The following is a 16,988-nucleotide window of genomic DNA, read 5'->3' as shown; positions in this document are numbered from 1 at the left end:
GTCCGGTCAGTCGGCGAGGGTCTCGGCGGACGATGCTTCTGGCGCCGAGGGAACCCATGGCTTCAGAGGTTGCACAACGTCGCGATAGAACGCGTCGAGACCGTCGGTCACGCTGCCGATGAAGCTGGCCGCGGATCCCGAGCGCTTGCTGCCCATCTTGGTCGGTGACGTCAGCGTGAAGTACTGCAACTCGCTGATTCGACCAGCAGTCAACGACTTCGTATCGGCTCGCACGGTCGCCAAGTTCTCGCACGATATTTCGCTCGGGTCTGCGAACACGGCTTCGACCAGGATGTCGGCGGGAGCGTTCTTCAACTGCTTGAGCAGCCATGACGCTCGCCTAAGCGCGGTCCCGTCGGTGGGCGCATCGATAGCGGTACGGCACTGAATCTTGTTGGTACGCATGTCCGCTTCGACAGTGACATCTCCGGCGGCATCGGGGATCCGCAATGTGGCCGAAAGACACCCGGAGGTGGCGAGCTGCTCGACGATGTACTCGTTGCGCGCCTGGGGATCTCCGCTGAACTTCCTCGGAAGGTGGTGCTTCACCGGCACGCCGAGATCGGCAGTCATCCGTAACGCGAGATGTCTGGACAGCGACGCCCAGGTGTTCGCCACCGACAAGGCTTTGACATCACTCGAGCGGAGGGTACCGGCGGTGACGGAATCACGAACGGCAACCCAATGGCGACCCATGTCGACGAACTCCGTCGCGCCGGACTTCGGGTGCGTCAGATACCGCACCAGCTCGCTCAGAATCCACACCTGCAAAGAATCGGCAAGGTCACCGTGCGACAACAACATTCGGGCTTCGTGAATGACCTCGGCCCATGAGATATGCCGCAGCGACACTTTGTTCAGCTTGGTCTTGTGCACCTGGACGGGGAGCTCACCGGCTGAGGCCGGTATGTCGTTGGACAAGCTCAGAACGGTCTCGTACCTGTGCCGCTTCGCGACATCGAGGTAGTTCTCGAGCTGCTCCTTCTGTAGCTTGCCGGTGCCGGTCTTGACTTCCAGCAGGGCGGTCCACACTTGGCCCGCGCGCGACACACGGAACACACCGTCGGGAATGACCTTGCCCTCGCCCTTGGCGAACTGCATTTCGAGGTAGCCCTCGAAGGGACCGGACGGTGCCCCGGCATGTGCGCAGATCGCGCGAGCGAACGGACGGACCGCCTGCATCGTCGCAATCAGTGCCGAGGTAGCCCTCTTCTCCTGCTCCTCACCGGATCCAACACCGGACACGGAGAACAGGCGGGCCGTTTGCCACCCTTCTCCCCCGGCCAGGGCGAACTGAGGCGGCGTGACCTTCTTGGCAACGGGCTTCTTGGTGCGAACACCGCGTTTCGGCGGTGCGACGTCGACAACGGAGACGTCGACGATCTCACCGGTCGTGTCGACGGCCTGCACATGAGAGTCGGCGACCTTGACAACGACCACGTCGCTCGCCGACACTTCGGGCTCGCTGTCGTCGACGTCGACGCCGAAGTCCTGCGCCAAACCTCCCAACCCGGATTCCCAGCCTTGCCCGACCGCGCGTAGTTTCCATGCTCCGTTCCGCCGGTAGACCTCTCCGAACACCAATGCACGTTCCGACGACGCATCGGCGGTGATGAACTCCCCGAGCACCGAACCGGTTTGATCCCGCACCTGCATCGACAGTTTGCCGAAGTCACCCAACGGAACATCGTCAGAGCTACCCGCGATGACGACCTTGTCGACTTCGGCTGCGAGAGAATCGAGGTGGATCGACACTCGTTCCTGTTTGCCTTCGTCGGTGCTGCTGCTCCCGCGGTAGCGTACGGACGCGTCCGCGGACTCCGGCTGGTTGTAGAAGACGAAGTCTGCATCGGACCGAACGTGTCCGCTCGAATTGACCAGCAGAGCGGACGCATCGAGATCTCGTTCCGGGTCCACCCAGGACACGATGACATCCAATTCGGTCACGTCGTCCGGCAGGGAAATGTTCTGTCCCTTGACGAGAATGGGTGAATTCACGCTGACACGCTCCTGTCGGACAAAACGGACTTCAACCGTGCAGCCTATGCAAGACCGCGTCGGCGAAAGCCCTCCTCACTCGACAATTCATTCATTCGACCTACCGGCCGCTCGGCGCAATCTGGGCTGAGCATAGAAATGGGTCACGCCAGGCCCCCGGTGCCCGCAGTACAGTCCCCGCTCATGAACTATCAGCAGTGGGAGCGAACAACCGAATGGCCGCTCGCCGGATCGGCTCTGACGTTCCTGGCGATCTACACCTGGACCGTGCTGAGTCAACCGACTGGCACGGGCGCACGCGTCGCCGAGTACGCAATCCTCGCGATCTGGGCCTTGTTCGGGATCGACTACCTGGTACGACTGGCCCTTGCCGATCAACGCGCGCGCTGGTTCGTTCGGCATCTGCACGAACTCGCAATTGTGGCACTGCCGATGCTGCGCCCACTAAGACTGCTTCGGCTTCTCACCTTGGTCAGTTTGCTGCAACGCTCCATCGGCGGCGCGCTCCGTGGGCGGGTAGTCACTTATGCCGTCGCCGGAACCGCAGTGCTGGTTTTTGTCGCGTCACTCGCGATGTTCGACGCCGAACGCGCCGCACCAGCCGGCAGTATCAAGACGTTCCCCGACGCCTTGTGGTGGGCAACCGCGACGGTCACGACAGTCGGCTACGGGGACTACTCGCCCACCACAGCGACGGGTCGCTTCATCGCCGTCGGACTGATGGTGGCAGGCATCGCCTTGCTCGGTGTCGTCACAGCCACCTTGGCGTCCTGGCTCGTCCAAAAGGTGGCCGAACAGGACGACGCGAACCAGGCGGCGACGCAGCAACAGGTTGCGGAGCTGACGTCCCAAATTGCAATGCTGCGTAGCGAACTAGCGTTGCGACCCGACAGGCGATGTTCGGCGGTGTCTTCGGCATCCGATGACACAGCGTAGACAGAAAACCGCCGATCGAATTCGAACCATTTTCGGATGCCGGGAGCCGCTCCACTGAGCGGGTTACGGCTGCTCGGACGGAGACCCGTCGCTGACGTCGTTCAGTCCAACAGCTCCGGATGCTGCGCAACGATTCGGTCGTACATCGGCTGAAACTGGAACCACCCCGCGTACTCGAGACCCACCTGGTTGTACGTCAGCTTCGCCGTCACGTCATCCAACGGTTTCGGTTCACCCGCCGCCATGGCGATGAGCTGCGCCTGACTGGACCGCTCCATTGTGATGAACCACCATGCCGCGGAGTCCACGGTCCGACCGACCGTCAGCAGACCGTGGTTCGACAGCACAATCGCCTTGCGCTGACCGAGCGCCGCACCAATTCTCCTGCCCTCCTCCAACTCTGCAACGACACCCGTGTAGTCGTCGAACACGGCGTGGTCGTCGTAGAACGCGCAGGCGTCCTGAGTCAGAGGTGCCAGCCCCATCCGCAAACTCGACAGCGCCTTGCCGTACAACGAATGTGCGTGAGCGGCCGCAACCACGTCCGGTCGAGCCGCATGCACCTGGGAGTGGATGACGAAAGCGGCACGGTTGACCGGACGATTGCCTTCGACGATCTGACCCTCGTGATCGACCAGGATCAGATCGCTCGATTTGATCATGCTGAAATGCATACCGAAGGGGTTGACCCAGAAGTGGTCTGTCTTCTCTGGGTCCCGAGCGGTGATATGCCCCGCCACGCCTTCGTCGAAGCCGCACTGACTGAAGAGCCGGAAAGCGGCCGCCAGTCGTTGCTTTCGGTGCTGCCGTTCGTCGTCGACCGACTCGAAAACCGGCGGAGCGGGTACGTCGATTCCTGGGCGGGTCTGTGCCAATTCGGACATCGTGTTCCTTCGAGTCGCAGGTGTCGTTTCCGCGCACGACCTGGGGGCATGGTCTACGCGTAGCGGACGATCCGCATGACAGACCTGGCAGCGGGACATCACTGCTCGGTCCTGCTTCAGTTCTACACCCGCGAGTCGCACCTCGAATCACGAAAGCCCATATGCAAATCGATGTGCTTGTTGCTGTCGCTGAAGTGGTGGCATTCGCGACTACTCGTAGCTTCTCGGTCGCAGTGTCATCGACCGTCCACCACGCGGAGTTGTCCGAACGGTTCGTTGCACCACCTGCAGCGGGCGTCGACGTAGTCGTGGCCGTCTTCACGTTCGCACTCATCCACCGCGCACCCGCTGCCGCACGAGAGCATCTGGCCACACCGGCAGCGCTCGCCGTCGCACCCCGGGTGGTGTAGCGCCCCCGGCGGGGTGCCGCAGTCGTGACACTTTCTCCTCCCGTTGGGTATCCGGCTGGGCCGCCAAGTGCAACCCACCGAATCGAGCATTTCCAGATCGCACGCCATGCAGATCGCCATGCCGTGCAGAGTCGCACAGGGCACCGACAGCAAAGGCTTCTCGTGCTCGACATTCTCGACATCTCGGCAAGCTCACACCCATCGAGATCCAGAGGAATCATCGACACTGACCGTTCTACCCATGCAGTCTGTCGTGCTCGGAGTCCAGAGCGATCGAACGACGACGATCGCAGTGCAATCCCCTACTGACGGCGATCGAGCAGGTAAGTCACGGCAACACCTGCGACCAGCCCCCAGAACGGCGCGCCGAGTCCTGCGACATCGATACCGGAAATGGTGACCAGCAAGGTGATCAGGGGCGCGAGCACCGGCCGGCCGGTCGAGTCCGAGAACGCGGCAGTGAATGCACCGCGCAGTGCCTCGAGCATGGCCAGACCTGCGAGAGCGGCGATGAACGTTGTGGGTACCAAAGCAAGACCGCGCACCAGCAGCGGCGCGAGTACACCCACGACGATGGCCAATGCGCCGCAGGTCATTCCGGCGGTGTACTGCCGCGATCGGTCACCCACAGCAACGAGCAAGGCATTGGTCGGGCCGGCAAGACACGTCGACACCGCACCGAGCGGCGCCACGAGAAGCGACCAGATCCCGCAGGCGATGGTAACGACGGTCATCGGGGGCCGATGGCCCGCAGCGTTCAATACTGCAGCACCCTGACCGTTCTGAACCGCGACCACGGTGATGGCGAGCGGTATCACCAACTGCGCCATTGCTGCACCACTGAACGCCGGCGCGACGAGTTCCGGTAAGCCGATCAAGGGTAGGTCTGCCGCAGGACCGCTCGCTCGGGTGAATCCGCCGGTGACCGCGAGAGCACCGAGACCGGCAACCAGAGCCGCCAGGACAGGAGGCACCCGTTTCGACCACGTCTCGGAGCGGGTCAACGCCAACCACGCCACGACCATGGTGCCGGCGACGAGTACGTCGGCCGAAACAGACTGCACCAGCCCGGTTCCGAACGACAGGAACGCGCCGGCCACCATCGCCATCACGACGCTGTGCGGCAGGAATGCCATCAGTTTCGTGACCACCCCGGTGGCTCCGAGAACGATGACGAGGACTCCGGTGGCGAGGTAGGCCCCCACGACTTCCGGCCAGGTCAGCGAGGCCAATGATTGACCGACCAGAACGGTGCCCGGAATGGTCCAGAAAAAGCTGAGCGGCATCCGGTACACCCAGCTTGCTACGACGGTCAGGATGCCGTTGAGTACGAACACTCCGAACACCCACGACGCAGTCTGTGCGGCGGTGAGTGAGCCGGCTGCCGAAGCGCCCATGATCACCGCAACGGGACCGGTCGCGCTGAAGAGCAGACCGGTGGCCCCCGCGCCCACGTACTGCCCGCCGAAGTCGGCGCGCAAAGCACGCAGATTCGGCGGGCGACGCTCCGGACGCTCGCTCGAGGTGAGACGCTCGAAAGTATTGGTCATTCAGCCACTTTCACTGCCTCGCTGGGTACTGGATCGGATCGGCGCAGGGCCCGCACGGCCGGAACCGCGGTGGTGACGAGAGCGCCGAGCAGCGCCACGACGGCAAAGATATAGAACGCGGTGGACGACGCGATGCCGGCCCCGAGCAGAATTCCGCCGAGCAGTGGCCCGAGGATGCCGCCGAGCCGGCCGAATCCGGCGCACCACGCAACACCTGCCGCGCGGGCGGTGGTGGGATAGTAGTTCGAGACGAATCCGTAGATCAACACCTGAGTACCGATGGCACCGATGCCGGCACCGGCCACGGCGACGAGCAGGACGCCGAGGGGGAAGTTCAGGGTCAGCAGAACCAACGACAGTGCCGCAAGGCAGAAGGTGACCGCGATGACGCGTTGGGGTCCGGTGCGGTCGGCGACACAGGATGCGATCAGCCCGCCGATGATGGCACCGCCGTTGAGCACCAACAGGAATGACAGTGAGCCCTTGGCGTTGTAACCCGCCTCGGACATGATCTGCGGCAGCCAGGTATTGAGGCCGTAGGTCAGCAGTAGGCCGGAGAAGCTCATCAGTCCGAGGAGAGCCGTCGGGCGAAGCAGCGGCTTGCGGGCGAGTGCTGCGAATCCGACGCGATCGCCGGCGACAACGGGCTCGGCCTCGGGCGTCGGAATGCCGGTCCGAGCGCAGATCTCCTGTGCATCGGCGACCCGCCCATGCGCCAACAGCCACCGCGGTGACTCCGGCATCCGAAGCAGCGCCAGCGGCAACAGCACGAACAGCGGGAGTGCGCCGATCCAGAACAGGCCGCGCCAGCCGATCGAATCCTGCAGGGTGATCGCGGCCAGGGACGCCAGCACACCGCCGGCCGGAATGCCGCTGTAGACGATGGCGTTGAACAGGTTTCGCCGTCCGGGTGGTGCGAATTCGGCGATCATGGCACCGACGGTGGCGACGAGTCCGCCGACTCCGATGCCCGTCAGGAACCGAAGTATGCCGAACATGGTGATGTTCTGTGCGAGTGCGGTCGCCCCCATCCCGAGCGAGAACCAGACGATGCACGTCAACATCGTTCTGCGACGGCCGATCCGATCTCCGAAGGCTCCGGCCGTCAACGCGCCGACCATGACTCCGATCAGAGCGTAGGAACCGAGCGCGCCTGCAGTCTCCGGTTCCAGTGCTCCGAGTTGGGCGGAATCGGCGAGCAGGGTCGGTAGTACGGTGCCGTAGACGACGAGGTCGTAGCCGTCGAAAACGATTGCCGCCGTGGACAGTGCGACGATCCACAGCACGCTTCGGCGGTGTCGTTCGCTTGCCCAACTGGTGTTGGCGGTGGAGTCCGGTGCAGTCATCGGGTGTCCTTTTCGGTCAGGGAGTACCGCATGGAAGCTGAATCGGCGCTGATGGCCGAGCGGGTGGGATAACTGTCCCAATCTGTGCGCCGTGTCACACCAGGGCTTTGCCTAGTGCTTACCTCGACATTGCGAAACTTGTTGTGCTCCACTCATGTTGTCGAGGATTCGTCGGTCGGACGGGCAGCGGCCAATTCGGCCCTGGAACGGATGCCCATCTTGGCGTACACGCGGGTGAGATGGAACTGAACAGTCTTGACCGACAGGAACAATTCGGCGGCGACCTCGCGATTCGTCATTCCGGTGGCGACCAGGCTCGAGACGGCGTCCTCCTGGGGGGTCAATGCATCGTGAGCTCTGTCCTTCAGAACGGCGTGTACGCCACCGGCTTTGAGTTCACGGTCGCACCGTCGTACGTACGTGGTGGCACCCAATGCCAGATAGCCCTCGCGTGCCGCGCTGACCACGGCATCGGCCTCGCGTCGTTTCCCGGCTCTGCGCAGGGTCTGCCCATAGGCATAGTTGACTCGGGCGCGGTCGTACATCAGGGGCAGCGGTGCCAACGAGGCCAAGGCGTCCTCGAATGATGCTCGGGCAGAATCGAGATCACCCATTGCGCCGTGCAGTCGGCCACGAGCACAGGCAAGGCGGGCGTGTGCGGAGCGATGACCACGCTCGCGCACTCTCGCCTCGTGTGGAATCAGGAACTCGTCGGCCTGCTCGAGTCGGCCCTCGACTATCAGCGCATTGGCGTACACATCGGGCCACGCCCAGAAACCGGGTTCGGATACGTCGAACTGAGCCCACTGCTCGGTCAACGGGGCAAGGGCGCGCAGAACCCCGGCATAGTCGGCTCGAGCCTCAGCGATGGCCGCACGACCGAGAGCCGATGGCACCCTCATGATTTCGTAGTCACGTGCGCCGGAATCACCGCGGTGTGCGCTGGTTGCGGCGGCCACCCAGTCTCCGCGGAGCGCGTGGATCTGAGTCGCGGTCCACTGGAGCAGCGGAACGATCAATGCGGCACCGGAACGGTCGGCCAGGTCGGAACCAGCTCCCACCAACCGAAGCGCCGCATCCCACTCGCCGGTGACGAAATAGATGCGCGCCAGCCAACCGTGAGCCCACAACGAGATTCGCGTCGAACCGCCGAGGAAGTCGGTGGGTGCTGCGGCTTCGAGTTCCGAGCGTGCGAGATCGATGTGGTCCGTTGCGAAGTGGAGCCAGCCCGCACCCATCTGCACCCGTTGTCCGACGGCCCCGGTACTGGCGTGACCCCACAGGTCTCGGTAGCTGCTCAGCGCTTCCGCGACACGCCCCGTGCCCGCCAGACCGAGGCCTCGAATGGACTGCGCCTCCACCGCGGTTGCGTGGTCGGCTCCGACGAGTTCGACTGCGCGATCGGCCCACAGCACGAGGTTGGCGCCGTCGCAGCGCGCCAAATTGTGCAGTACCTGCCGATGACAGATCACAGCGGCCACCTCGGGGTCGTGCCGCGTCCGTACCAGTTGCCATGCCCGGGTGAGTCGAGCTTCGGCCTCGTTGGGGCGCCCGCGCAGGATGGCCAGATAGCCGAGTACGGCATTGCGCGTGGGGGTTTCGCGGAGACTTTCGATCTCGGCGATGTAGTCCGACGCCGTCCGCATGTCACCGGCGCCGATGAGGGCGTCCACCGCGCGAACGAGCCGATCCTCGCGCGCATGCGGTTCCTGGGTCGATCGACTCGACAGAAGGTACAGCCTTGCCGCCGTGGCCCATTCGCCGATTCCTGCACGTGTCGCTGCGAGTGCGTCCAAGCGGTCCGAGACCAGTGGATCGGGCAGTGGCGACGCGTGGACCAGGTGCGCCAGCTGATCGGCCGGATCGGCCTCGGCTGCTGCAGCGGCTCGATGCACCTGCGCGCGCTCGACCCTGCCCATCGTCGCGAGCACCGCGGCGCGGACCGTTGGATCGTGAACCTCGAGGATGGTCGCCGCGGAGCTGCGTCGGACGGTCACCAGGGCACATTGTTCGGCGAGATCGACAGCAGGCCAGGGATCGTCGATGCCGGCGACGTCGCACACCGTGGTCAGCGGTCGGCCGTCTTCGAGAACGGTGGCAGCCGAGACCAGACGCCGAGCATCGTCGGTGCAGAGAGCGAGAGCGGTCCGAACGTCTGCTTCCACGAAGGCGGGCGCAGGTAGGTCGGGGCGAACGCCCTTCCATGTCTCGCGCGGCACCTCGTCCAGCAGCGCAACGGCGTGCCGAGGACGTCCGCCGGTGTGACGTGTCAGGTGAGCAGCCGAGGACGGTGACAGGATGATCCCCTGCAGTGCTGCGAGTTCGGCTACGGCCGACACCGTCAGCGACGGTACCGCCACGGACAGGTCGGCAGCGCGATCGAGAACCCGGTGCGACTCGACACAGCCGTCGGGCAAAGGCTTTCGAGTACATACGACCGCGAGTCTCGCGGATCGATGGTGCCGAACGGCGGAGGCGAGGGCACGGAGCGAGTCCGGGTCACAGTCGTGCGCGTCGTCGATCAGCAGGATCGTCACGCCGTCCGTCGACAACGCGTCGGCGATGCGGTGTCCCCACTCGACCGGGTTCGTCCCATCGATCCGGACTCCCGGGACCAGTTGCATGACGAGGCCGAACGGCACCTGTGTTTCCCACGGCACCGCAGCTGCACGGCGCACGACCGTGTGCTCCCCCTCGCTGCCGACCGTCCGTTCGACTTCACGCAGAATCGACGATGCTCCGATGCCTGCCGGGCCGGTCAGCACTACGAAAGCCGACGTCGTCGCCGAGGCTTCGACCGCCCGAATCAGGACGTCCAGCAGTTCACCGCGGCCGATCAACGGTGAAGGGGACATGATGTCACCGTATCCGTGGTGCGCGAGTGCGTCCGGCGATCGAACCAACACGGTCATGACTCAGCCCGGGTCGCCGCCGGCCACCGGGAGCACGGTGCCGGTGATGTACGACGCCTCGTCGGAGGCGAGGAAGCAGATCGCTGCGGCTTGCTCGTCGAGAGTTCCGTAGCGCTTGAGCAGTGACGATTCCACAGTCTGGTCGACAATCGCCTGGTACCAATCCTTTTCCTGTTCCGTCGACGGCGCGGGCCCACGAGCGACGCGTCGCGGCGGTGCGTCGGTACCACCGGGGGCTGTGGCGACCACTCGAACTCCGTGGGGTGCTGCCTCGAGGGCCAGAGTCGCCGTGATGGCGTTGACGCCCCCTTTCGCGGCTGCGTAGGGGACCCGGTGGATCCCGCGGGTGGCGACCGAGGAGACGTTGACGATGGTGCCGGCACCGCGTTCGATCATGTGTGGGATCACCGCGCGGCAGGACCACAGGGTCGGGAACAGCGACCGGGAGATTTCCTTCTCGATCTGCTCCGGCGGGTACTCGGCGAACGGTTTGGCCCAGATGGTGCCGCCGACGACGTGAATGGACACATCGAGGCGTCCGTACGCGGTGAGTGCAGCGTCCACCACCGACGAAGCACCCTCCCAGGTTTCGAGGTCGGCGATCACTGGGGTGGACTCGACATCGTCTTGCCGAAATTCCTCGGTGAGAGATTCGACCAACTCGGACCGGTCGGCCAGAATCAGTGCTCCGCCTTCGGCTCCGATCCGTCGGGCCACGAATTCCCCGATACCCTGGGCCGCGCCGGTGATCAGCACGACCTTGCCTGCGAATCGACCTGGGCTGACGAACTTGGGTCTCTTGTTCGTCCGGGATTCGTGCATGGCGCGTTTCATGGTCGCCTTCGAACGGTCGGCGTGATCGGCGATCAATGTCCGTGCGCGCTCGCGATCCCCGGCCTCGAACGCGTCGACTATGTCCAAGTGGTCCTGGGCGCAGAGCGGATCGCACCAGGTCGCGTTGCGCAACACGTCCTCCATGGCAGCCTTGACGCCGAGAGCCCGATAGGCCTGCAGCAGATGCTCGTTGCCTGTTTGTGTGAAGAGGTAGTCGTGAAAAGCAGCGTTGGTTTCGGTGTATGCGGCGGCATCGACGAACCGATCGCCGTCGACGTAGCGAGTGGTGGTCTCGGCCAACAGCCGGTATCCGGAGATCTGTTGCGAGGACAGTCGGCCGATCACGAGTTCGAGGGCACCGAGTTCGAGGGCGCGCCTGGCCTCGAACACTGCGTCCGACTCGTGTACCGAGGGATGCTCCTCGCCGATCTCGTACCCCGAACTCGAGGCCGGGGCAGGTTCGGGACTGCGCACGACGAGCGGCTGGATATCTCGTGACGGCCAGATGCGCTGCGCTGCAACGGAGTGTGCCTCCGGTGTCTGCAGCAGATCGGCGCTCTCGTCCAATCCGACCCGACCGGCAGTGGATCCGGCCACGGCGATGCGCTGACCGGCGATCGCGCGCAGGGTGTCTGCTTCCTCTGTTGCCGACATGCCGGTGCCGTGCGAGCGCAGAGGCTCAGCCACCCGACTGCCGAACACGGCTCGTCCGAAGATGCTCCTGCCATCGACAGCGGGTTCGAGGTCGGACGATGCCGCAGGTACGACGTTGGCATCGGCTGTGGCGACTGCCGCGTCGATGGTCGATGTCCGGTCGTCGTTCGCCAGAACCGCTGTCACAGAATCGGTGTCGTCGTCGAGACTCTCCTTCGCAGCGGCCGAGGACGGCGCGAACTTCTCGTAGTAGAAGCCGGTCGGTTCGATGCCTGCCTCGGTGAAGTGCGTTCGGACGGCCTCCACCATGGGAGGCGGCCCACACAGGTACACCGCGACATCGCCGCTGTTGAGATGTGCTTCGGTCAAAAGAGCAGTGACGTATCCCTTGTTGGCAGCGGTGGTGGAGGGGTCCGAAACACAGTGATCCCACGTGAATCCATCCAATGTCGAGGCCAGGCCAGCGAGCTCGTCCAGCTGGACGACATCGTCGTCGGTGCTGGCGCCGTACACGAGATGCACCGAACGAGTGCTCGATTCGGCCGCCATCGTGCGCAGAATCGACAGGATGGGAGCCAATCCGGTGCCGCCGGCCAACAGCAGCGCAGGTCGCTGAGCCTCGCGCAGAAAGAAACTGCCGTGTGGGCCGGTGAACGAGATCTTGTCGCCCACGGCCGCGGTGTCGCTCAGGTAGGTGGACATCAGTCCGCCCGGGGTGAGCTTGACCAGAAACTCCAACTCCTCCGATCCGGAGACGCAACTGAAGGAGTAGGACCGGGTTTCCTCTGAGCCGGGGACGGTGATGTTGACGTACTGACCGGGGAGGAAGGCGAGCGTGCCACCTGCCGGTGCCTCGACAGCGAGCCTGACCGTCGTGGGAGAGAGTTTCTCCACGGCGGCCACGACCGTGTCATGCGTCGCCGCTTGGGTTTTGGCCACCGCCGAGGTGCTGGCAATCTGCAGCACCAGATCGGAAGTGGGCTTCATGCTGCAGGGCAGACAGTAGCCCTCGTCCGATTCCGACTGCGAGAGCGCGTCGTCGAGGTAGGTACCGCCGTCGTACTCACCGGATTCGCACAGCGCCTTGCAGGTGCCGCAGGCACCGTCCCGGCAGTCGAGAGGAATGTTGATCCGCGATCGGTAGGCGGCGTCGGCGACGGTCTGTTCGTCCTCGCAGGTGATGAAGCGGGTGACGCCGTCCTCGAAGGACAGTGCGACGGAATGACTCACGATGGAACTCCTCGGGATTACGGCCGGTCGATCAGAAGTGATAGATGTCGACGACGTGGTGGATGTAGTCGTTCTTCAGCACCACGGTCTTGCGCCGGATGAGTGGCGAGTCGCCGGAGAAGTCGATCGTGTAGAACGAGGTTCCGTAGTACGGATCGATGGTCTTGTAGCGGAAGTACATCGTGTGCCAATTGAATCGCACGTCGACGATATCTCCCCGACGCTCGATCACCTCGACGTTGCTGATGTTGTGACTGGTTCTAGGCTCCGGTATCGATGTGGCACTGGACCGTTCGGTCCGGATGCGGAACACGCGGTCTTCCAGCCCACCTTTGTTCTCGTAGTAGATCAGCGAGATGTCGGTCTGGGGATCCTCGGTGAGCAAGTCGTTGTCGTCCCAGCAGGGCATCCAGTATTCGACGTCGTCCGCGTAGCACGTGAGCCACTTCTCGAACTCGCGATCGTCGAGGTAGCGCGCTTCGCGGTAGAGGAACTGCTCGATGGACGTCTGGGTGATCAGGCGCGACGAGGCAGCCTGTGCGGTGTCGGTGTTGTCGACGGTGGCAGGCATGTCAGACCCCCTGTGCTGCAACGGGTGCGGAGTCGGCTGCGCGCTGCTTGTCGAGGGCAGCGAGCAGGGTCTTGCGCCAGTAGCCGTGTTGGACGGGGAACAGGCCCTCGTCTTCGTTCTTGACGCCTGCAGATATGACACCGGGCATATCGAGTGCCTCGGCGACCGGGTCGGGGCCGGTGAGCCAGTGCTCCGCGCCGCGGCTCATGTCGTTCCACGGCGCATTGGTTGCCTGGAACGTCAGCTGGCACGAGCGGAACTCTTCCAGGTCATCGGGTGTCGCCATGCCGGAAGCGTTGAAGAAGTCCTCGTACTGCCGGATCCGATGTGCCCGAGCCTCTTTGCTCTCACCCTTGGGTGCGATGCAGTAGATGGTGACCTCGGTCTTGTTCGGCGCGATCGGCCGGAAGTGCCGGATCTGCGTGCTGAACTGATCCATCAGGTAGACGTTCGGGTACAGGCACAGGTTGCGTGAACCCTTCACCATGAATTCGCCCTTGGCGTCGCCGAACTTCTCCTTCAGTGCGTCCATCTGGTCCCACAGCGGGCGGTCCTGGGGGTTTGCCGCCCAGGTCCACAGGCACAGATGGCCGTTGGGGTACGACCAGTAGCCGCCGCCCGACTTGCCCCAGCCGCCGGCGTCGAGCGCCTTGGTGGTGTTCTTGGATTCGCCGTTGTTTCGGCGCGAGGTGGTCGCGGCGTAGTTCCAGTGCACGGCACTGACGTGATAGCCGTCGGCCCCGTTCTCCGCCTGCACTTTCCAGTTTCCGTCGAAGGTGTACGACGAGGATCCGCGCAGAACTTCGAGTCCGTCGGGAGACTGGTCGACGAGCATATCGATGACCTTCGTCGTGTCACCGAGATGCTCGGCGAGGGTCGAGACGTCGTCGTTCAGGCTCGCGAAGAGGAAGCCGCGGTAGCTCTCGAAACGGGGGACCTTGGTGAGGTTGTGCGATCCGTCGACGTCGAATGTGTCGGGGTAGCCGGCACCGTCGGGGTCCTTGACCTTGAGCAGCGTGCCGTCGTTGCGGAACGTCCAACCGTGGAACGGACAGGTGAGCGTGGTGCGGTTGTCGGTTTTGCGTCGGCACAGCATCGCACCGCGGTGCGCGCAGGCGTTGATGAGGCAGTGCAGCTCGCCGTCCTTGTCACGGGTGATGACAACGGGCTGTCGCCCCATGTGCACCGTGAAGTAGTCGCCGTTGTTCGGGAGCTGACTCTCGTGGGCGAGGTATATCCAGTTGCCCTCGAAGATGTGCTTCATCTCGAGCTCGAAGACCTCCTCGTCGGTGAAGATGCTCCGATTGGCGCGGTAGATGCCGGCAGCGACGTCGTCGATCACCGCTCCGTCGATCGTGTTCTGTACGTGATCCAGCATGTCGGTCATATCGGGTTCCTCCAGGCGCTTCGAGTTCGATTACAAGCGACTGTGTCAGGGAGTGGCTGTCGTCACACCAGGGCTTTGCCTAGGCCCAACCTGGGTGACCATTGATCGCTGCCACTTATCAATCGGCGCAAAATAGGTCTTTGTCAACGATGGATTGCAGCCCTACTGTGGTCAGGGTCACCCCACCACGCACAGAAAGGTTCGGTCATGGAACTTCGGCACCTGTACCACTTCGTGGCCGTGGCCGAGACTCGGCACTTCGGCCAAGCCGCTGCGCGGCTGCATCTGGCTCAGCCGGCGTTGTCGCAATCGGTTCGCCAGTTGGAGGCCGAGCTGGGTGTGACGCTGCTGGCCAGAACGACCCGTCAGGTGAGCCTGACTCCGGCAGGCGAGTTCTTCTATCGAGAGACACTTCGCAACCTGGACAATCTCGAGCAAAGCGCGCGGGGAGTACGACGGATCGCCGACGGCCGATACGGGTTGGTACGCATCGGCTTCACCGGCACGGCCGCGTTCGACCAGCTACCGCCGATAGCGCGAGCGATCAAGCAAAGACTGCCCGGCATCGCCTTGGAAATTCACGGCGACCTGCTCACCCCCGCGCAGGTCGACGGTCTTCGCTCGGAACACCTGGACGTTGCGGTGCTGCGGCCACCTGTCGCGGGCGACGATCTCGTGCTGCGGAAGATCACGACCGAATCGTTGGTGCTCGCACTGCCCGTCGATCACCGATTCTCCACCGAACCGGCGCTCGACGTCGCCGACCTCGCGTACGAGGACTTCGTCATGTACGCCGACACGCATTCGGTGGTCAACGAAGCTGTGGTGACGAGCTGTCGCGCCGCGGGCTTCAGCCCGAGGCGCGAACACGAGGCCCCGGACACCTCGGTGCTGCTCGCGCTCGTCGCGGCCGGGTTGGGCGTTGCGTTGGTTCCCGAATCCGTCCGCGCCCTGCAGTTGACCGGCGTCGTGTTCCGCGACATCGCCGGCGCGAGCACTATCGATCTGGCGTTGGCCTGGTGCCGAGATCGGCCGTCGGCGCTCGTCGATGCGCTCGTCGGTGCCCTCGAGGACGCAGGAGTGCTCCCTCGGCTCGAACCATCCGTACCGTCTGCTCAGCTGAAGGACATGTCATGAAGATCGTCGCAGTCGATGCGATCCCCTACTCGATCCCGTACCGAAAGCCGCTGAAGTTCGCCAGCGGCGAGGTCAGCGCGGCCGAGCACGTACTCGTTCGGGTACATACCGACGACGGCATCGTCGGTGTCGCCGACGCTCCACCGCGTCCGTTCACCTACGGGGAGACGCAGCGCGGGGTGGTGGCGGTGATCGAGACGCTGTTCGCGCCGGCCGTCATCGGCCTTCCGCTCACGTCCCGTGAGATGGTCAACGCGAAACTTGCTCGTACAGTGGGTAATCCGGTGGCAAAGTCGGCAGTGGACATGGCGATCTGGGATGCCCTCGGGCAGACTCTGGACCTACCGGTCACCGAACTTCTCGGCGGCTACACCGACCGCATGAGGGTAAGCCACATGCTCGGATTCGATTCGCCCGCAGCAATGGTGGACGAAGCGACCAGAATGCGTGAGACGTACGGAATCGAGGTCTTCAAGGTCAAGGTCGGCCGTCGTCCCGTCGATCTGGACACCGCCGTCGTACGCGCTCTCCGAGAAGGACTGGGCGACAGCGCAGAACTGTACGTCGACGGCAACCGCGGGTGGACCGCAGCAGAGTCTGCACGTGCCATGAAGGACATGGCCGACCTGGGGCTGACGCTGGCCGAGGAATTGTGCCCCGCCGACGACGTACTCGGCCGGCGTTGGCTGGTACAGCAACTCGACATCCCCTTCGTGGCAGACGAATCCGCGACCACCCCGGCCGAGGTCACCCGCGAGATTCTCGGCGGTTCCGCAACCGCGGTCAGCATCAAGACTGCGCGCACCGGATTCACCACGTCGCAGCGGACCCACCATCTGTGCGAGGGACTCGGAGTCGATGTGGTGATGGGAAACCAGATCGACGGCCAACTCGGCACGGCCTGCACCGTCGCCTTCGGTGCTGCCTTCGACCTCACCTCACGCCGCGCCGGGGAACTCTCGAACTTCCTCGACATGAGCGACGACCTTCTGACCGAGAGCCTCGTCATCCGCGACGGCGAACTGCACGTACTGCCCGGCTCCGGCCTCGGCGTCCGTATCGACCCCGACAAACTCGCGAAGTACCGAACCGACCACTGATCTTCAGCCCCGAAGAGCACAACTTTCACCCAAGGAGTT

The 16,988-nt window shown here is 64.0% G+C and carries 12 protein-coding genes; 4 read left to right on the top strand and 8 right to left on the bottom strand.

All coding sequences use genetic code 11. The features are described from left to right. Positions 1–6: 6 nt before the first annotated feature. Positions 7–1,998: a TerD family protein gene (locus tag AABD04_RS11455; protein ID WP_341441235.1), complete on the bottom strand. Its 1,992-nt coding sequence runs from the start codon at positions 1,996–1,998 to the stop codon at positions 7–9. A 183-nt stretch (positions 1,999–2,181) separates the two neighbouring features. On the opposite strand from AABD04_RS11455, the gene AABD04_RS11450 reads away from it, so the two are divergent. Beyond that, positions 2,182–2,934: a potassium channel family protein gene (locus tag AABD04_RS11450; RefSeq protein WP_341441234.1), complete on the top strand. Its 753-nt coding sequence runs from the start codon at positions 2,182–2,184 to the stop codon at positions 2,932–2,934. A gap of 101 nt (positions 2,935–3,035) precedes the next feature. Here AABD04_RS11450 and AABD04_RS11445 read toward each other — a convergent pair whose 3' ends face one another. Then, positions 3,036–3,818 (bottom strand): class II aldolase/adducin family protein, encoded by a 783-nt coding sequence (locus AABD04_RS11445; protein ID WP_243596117.1) that lies wholly within the window; start codon positions 3,816–3,818, stop codon positions 3,036–3,038. Between the two features lie 161 nt (positions 3,819–3,979). Here AABD04_RS11445 and AABD04_RS11440 point away from each other — a divergent pair, with 161 nt between their 5' ends. After that, the gene (locus tag AABD04_RS11440; RefSeq protein WP_335740314.1) at positions 3,980–4,228 is read left to right on the top strand and encodes a hypothetical protein; all 249 of its coding nucleotides are present in this window, start codon (positions 3,980–3,982) and stop codon (positions 4,226–4,228) included. Between the two features lie 302 nt (positions 4,229–4,530). Here AABD04_RS11440 and AABD04_RS11435 read toward each other — a convergent pair whose 3' ends face one another. From AABD04_RS11435 to benA, 6 genes are all read right to left on the bottom strand, one after another. Next, entirely contained in the window at positions 4,531–5,778 is a 1,248-nt protein-coding gene (locus tag AABD04_RS11435; RefSeq protein WP_341441233.1) for a benzoate/H(+) symporter BenE family transporter, read from the bottom strand. Beyond that, on the bottom strand, positions 5,775–7,124 hold the full coding sequence (locus tag AABD04_RS11430) for an MFS transporter (protein ID WP_341441232.1): 1,350 nt from the start codon (positions 7,122–7,124) through the stop codon (positions 5,775–5,777). The genes AABD04_RS11435 and AABD04_RS11430 overlap by 4 nt, the downstream gene beginning before the upstream one ends. A 152-nt stretch (positions 7,125–7,276) precedes the next feature. Then, positions 7,277–9,979 (bottom strand): helix-turn-helix transcriptional regulator, encoded by a 2,703-nt coding sequence (locus AABD04_RS11425; RefSeq protein WP_341441231.1) that lies wholly within the window; start codon positions 9,977–9,979, stop codon positions 7,277–7,279. Between the two features lie 60 nt (positions 9,980–10,039). After that, entirely contained in the window at positions 10,040–12,754 is a 2,715-nt protein-coding gene (gene benC, locus AABD04_RS11420) for a benzoate 1,2-dioxygenase electron transfer component BenC (RefSeq protein ID WP_341441230.1), read from the bottom strand. Between the two features lie 31 nt (positions 12,755–12,785). After that, a complete protein-coding gene (benB, locus tag AABD04_RS11415) occupies positions 12,786–13,325 on the bottom strand; it encodes a benzoate 1,2-dioxygenase small subunit (protein ID WP_341441229.1) in 540 nt (179 codons plus the stop codon). A 1-nt stretch (position 13,326) separates the two neighbouring features. Then, complete coding sequence (gene benA, locus AABD04_RS11410; protein WP_243610234.1) at positions 13,327–14,712, bottom strand: benzoate 1,2-dioxygenase large subunit; 1,386 nt, start codon at positions 14,710–14,712, stop codon at positions 13,327–13,329. A 207-nt stretch (positions 14,713–14,919) separates the two neighbouring features. Here benA and AABD04_RS11405 point away from each other — a divergent pair, with 207 nt between their 5' ends. Next, positions 14,920–15,849: a LysR family transcriptional regulator gene (locus tag AABD04_RS11405; RefSeq protein ID WP_341441228.1), complete on the top strand. Its 930-nt coding sequence runs from the start codon at positions 14,920–14,922 to the stop codon at positions 15,847–15,849. Beyond that, entirely contained in the window at positions 15,846–16,949 is a 1,104-nt protein-coding gene (locus tag AABD04_RS11400) for a mandelate racemase/muconate lactonizing enzyme family protein (RefSeq protein WP_341441227.1), read from the top strand. Before AABD04_RS11405 ends, AABD04_RS11400 begins: the two co-directional genes overlap by 4 nt. The last annotated feature ends 39 nt before the right edge of the window (positions 16,950–16,988 follow it).

Origin of the sequence: Rhodococcoides navarretei (genome assembly GCF_038069675.1) — a bacterium.
GTDB classification, from domain to species: Bacteria; Actinomycetota; Actinomycetes; order Mycobacteriales; family Mycobacteriaceae; genus Rhodococcoides; species Rhodococcoides navarretei.
The sequence above is the reverse complement of the archived record's forward strand: the minus strand, read 5'-3'. Positions and strand labels throughout refer to the sequence as shown.

Bases quoted from the DNA above. Each gene is read 5' to 3' on its own strand.
- AABD04_RS11450 (WP_341441234.1), top strand. From the start codon at position 2,182: ATGAACTATCAGCAGTGGGAGCGAACAACCGAATGGCCGCTCGCCGGA.
- AABD04_RS11445 (WP_243596117.1), bottom strand. From the start codon at position 3,818: ATGTCCGAATTGGCACAGACCCGCCCAGGAATCGACGTACCCGCTCCG.
- AABD04_RS11440 (WP_335740314.1), top strand. From the start codon at position 3,980: ATGCAAATCGATGTGCTTGTTGCTGTCGCTGAAGTGGTGGCATTCGCG.
- AABD04_RS11435 (WP_341441233.1), bottom strand. From the start codon at position 5,778: ATGACCAATACTTTCGAGCGTCTCACCTCGAGCGAGCGTCCGGAGCGT.
- AABD04_RS11430 (WP_341441232.1), bottom strand. From the start codon at position 7,124: ATGACTGCACCGGACTCCACCGCCAACACCAGTTGGGCAAGCGAACGA.
- AABD04_RS11425 (WP_341441231.1), bottom strand. From the start codon at position 9,979: ATGTCCCCTTCACCGTTGATCGGCCGCGGTGAACTGCTGGACGTCCTG.
- benB (WP_341441229.1), bottom strand. From the start codon at position 13,325: ATGCCTGCCACCGTCGACAACACCGACACCGCACAGGCTGCCTCGTCG.
- benA (WP_243610234.1), bottom strand. From the start codon at position 14,712: ATGACCGACATGCTGGATCACGTACAGAACACGATCGACGGAGCGGTG.
- AABD04_RS11405 (WP_341441228.1), top strand. From the start codon at position 14,920: ATGGAACTTCGGCACCTGTACCACTTCGTGGCCGTGGCCGAGACTCGG.
- AABD04_RS11400 (WP_341441227.1), top strand. From the start codon at position 15,846: ATGAAGATCGTCGCAGTCGATGCGATCCCCTACTCGATCCCGTACCGA.